The 2,786-nt window shown below is 74.7% G+C and carries 1 protein-coding gene; it reads left to right on the forward strand.

Annotation, left to right across the window (positions count from 1 at the left end; all coding sequences use genetic code 11):
* Positions 1 to 2,786, forward strand: a 2,786-nt coding sequence (locus FHL79_RS24750; RefSeq protein ID WP_138761206.1) for an Ig-like domain-containing protein, incomplete at both ends; no start/stop codon positions are given.

Genomic DNA, 2,786 nt, shown 5'->3' on the forward strand with positions numbered 1-2,786 from the left:
CGCCCAGCCCACCCCGACCATCACCGCTGTCTCCACGGTGCAGGGCACGCGGGGCAACAGCAACGACGGCGCCAGCACGGTGGCACTTCAGGCGGCCGACCTGGTGACCGCCGTCACCACCCCTCCTCCGGCACACCGGTCCAGCCCCGTCGGCTGGACGGTGACCGTGCGCAACAGCGGGCCCGGGCCGTCGTCGGGGTCGACCTTCCGCTTCCCGGTCCCGGCGGGCGTGACCGCCCTGCAGGCGCCCAACGGCTGCAGCCTCTCCGCCGGGACCGTGACCTGCGTCGCCGGTGCGCTGGCCGACGGCGCCTCCGACGACTTCGTCTTCACCGCCGTCTCTCCGCCTTCCGGTGCGGTGGCCGTCTCTGCGCCGATCACCGTGCAGGGCAACGAGGAGGACCCGACGGCGGCCACCTCGTTCCTGGTGGTGACCCCCGACCAGGTGCTCACCTCCGACGGCACCGGCACCGACCGGCAGAGCGTCTCCACCGGCGCTCCGGCCGCCGGCTCGGTCACGCTGCTCGACGGGGACACCCCGGTGGACACCCTCGCTGTTCCGGGCGGTCGCTACGCCGTGGACGGCCGCGCGCTGACGTTCACCCCGGCGTACGGCTGGTCGGGCACCGCGACGGCGGCGCGGTTCCGGGTCACCGACGCCTCGGGAGCGACCGGCGTGGGGAGCTACACCGTGACGGTCCGCCCCCCGGCACCGCCGACACCGCCCTCGCTGAGCTCCGGGGGCGCGGGCACGGCGACCCAGCAGGTCGCACTGCCCGTGCCGCCGGCGGGAGGTGCGGTCGCCGTCCTGGACGGGCACGGCGACCCGGTCACCAGCCTGGTGGTGGATGGCCAGGGCCGCTACACCGCCGACCTCGCCACCCGGACGGTCTCCTTCTCCCCGGTCCTGGGGTTCACCGGGAAGGGCAGCATCGCCTACCGGCTCACCGATGCCTATGGTCAGTCGGCCAGCAGCACCTATGAGCCGACGGTGACCGTCCCGGCCGGTCCAGCGGCGCCGGCGTTGACCTCAGCCGGGGTCGGCACCGCGCCACAGTCGGTGACCCTGCCCACGGCGCCGGCCGGCGGCTCGCGGACCCTGCTCGGTGACGACGGCGCTGCGACCACCGGCGTCGTGCACCCTGGCGAGGGTGCCTACGCCTATGACGCGTCCTCCGGCACGGCCACGTTCACCCCGGTGCTGGGCTTCGAGGGCTCGGCCACCCCTGCGCGCTACCGGCTCACCGACGCCTACGGCCAGTCGGTGTCGGGCACCTACGCCCCGACGGTCGGTCGGCCGAGCGGTCCATCGTCCGAGTCGCTGCTCACCTCCAGTGGTGTCGGGACGGCGCCGCAGCAGGCGACCGTCCCGGCAGCGCCGGCCGGCGGCTCGCGGACCCTGCTCGGTGACGACGGCGCTGCGACCACCGGCGTCGTGCGCCCTGGCGAGGGTGCCTACACCTATGACGCGTCCTCCGGCACGGTCACGTTCACCCCGGTGCTGGGGTTCGCCGGGCCCAGCAGTGTCGGCTACCGGCTCACCGACGCCTACGGGCAGGCGGTCGACGGGTCCTACCAGCCCACGGTCATCCGGCCGGATCCACCGACGCCCGGGCCGGCCACCACGACCGGTATCGGCACGGCGACCCAGCAGACCTCCCTTCCCGCCGTTCCCGACGGTGGCTCCCTGGTGGTACTGGACGGCGGCGGCCACCCCGTCACCGATCTGACCGTGCCCGGCCAGGGCAGCTACCGCTGGGACACCGCGACCGGGATGGCGGCGTTCGACCCGGTGCTGGGTTTCCAGGGCACCGCCACACCCTTGACCTATCGGGTGACCGACGCCTACGGGCAGTGGGCGACGGCGACCTGGACCACGACGGTGCTCCCGCCGGCTCCGCCGGTCGCCGATCCGCGGGACTCCAGTGGTGTCGGGACGGCGCCGCATCAGGTGACCGTCCCGGCAGCGCCGGCCGGCGGCTCGCGGACCCTGCTCGGTGACGACGGCGCTGCGACCACCGGCGTCGTGCGCCCTGGCGAGGGTGCCTACGCCTACGACGAGTCCTCCGGCACGGTCACGTTCACGCCGGTGCTGGGGTTCGCCGGGACCAGCAGTGTCGGCTACCGGCTCACCGATGCCTACGGGCAGACCTCCCGGGCGCTGTGGTCGGCGACCGTCATCTCGCCGGCCCCACCGGTCGCCGAGCCGCGGGACTCCACCGGTCTCGGGACGGCGAGCCAGTCGGTGACGTTGCCCGGGGTTCCGGAGGCCGGAGGCCGGAGGCTGGTCGGTGACGACGGCGCTGCGACCACCGGCGTCGTGCGCCCTGGCGAGGGTGCCTACACCTATGACGCGTCCTCCGGCACGGTCACGTTCACCCCGGTGCTGGGGTTCGCCGGGACCAGCAGTGTCGGCTACCGGCTCACCGACGCCTACGGGCAGACCTCCCAGGCACTGTGGTCGGCGACCGTCATCCCGCCGGTCCCCCCGATCGCCGATCCCCGCCGGTCCACCGGCACTGGGCTCGCGGCGCAGAGCCCACTCTCGCCCGTTCCGGTGCCTCCCGGGGGCTCGATCGCCCTGCTCGCGGGCTCCGACCCGGTGACCGTGGTGACCCTGCCCGGCGAGGGGACCGCCACCGTGACCCCGGAGGGGGTGCTGACGTTCACCCCGGTCCTGGGACATGTCGGCACCAGCCTCATCGGTTACCGGCTCACCGACGCCTACGGGCAGACCTCCGGCGGGGTGTGGTCGGCGACCGTCACCCCGCCGACCCCGCCGACCC

It is taken from the genome of Modestobacter altitudinis, assembly GCF_005930475.1.
GTDB classification, from domain to species: domain Bacteria; phylum Actinomycetota; class Actinomycetes; order Mycobacteriales; family Geodermatophilaceae; genus Modestobacter; species Modestobacter altitudinis.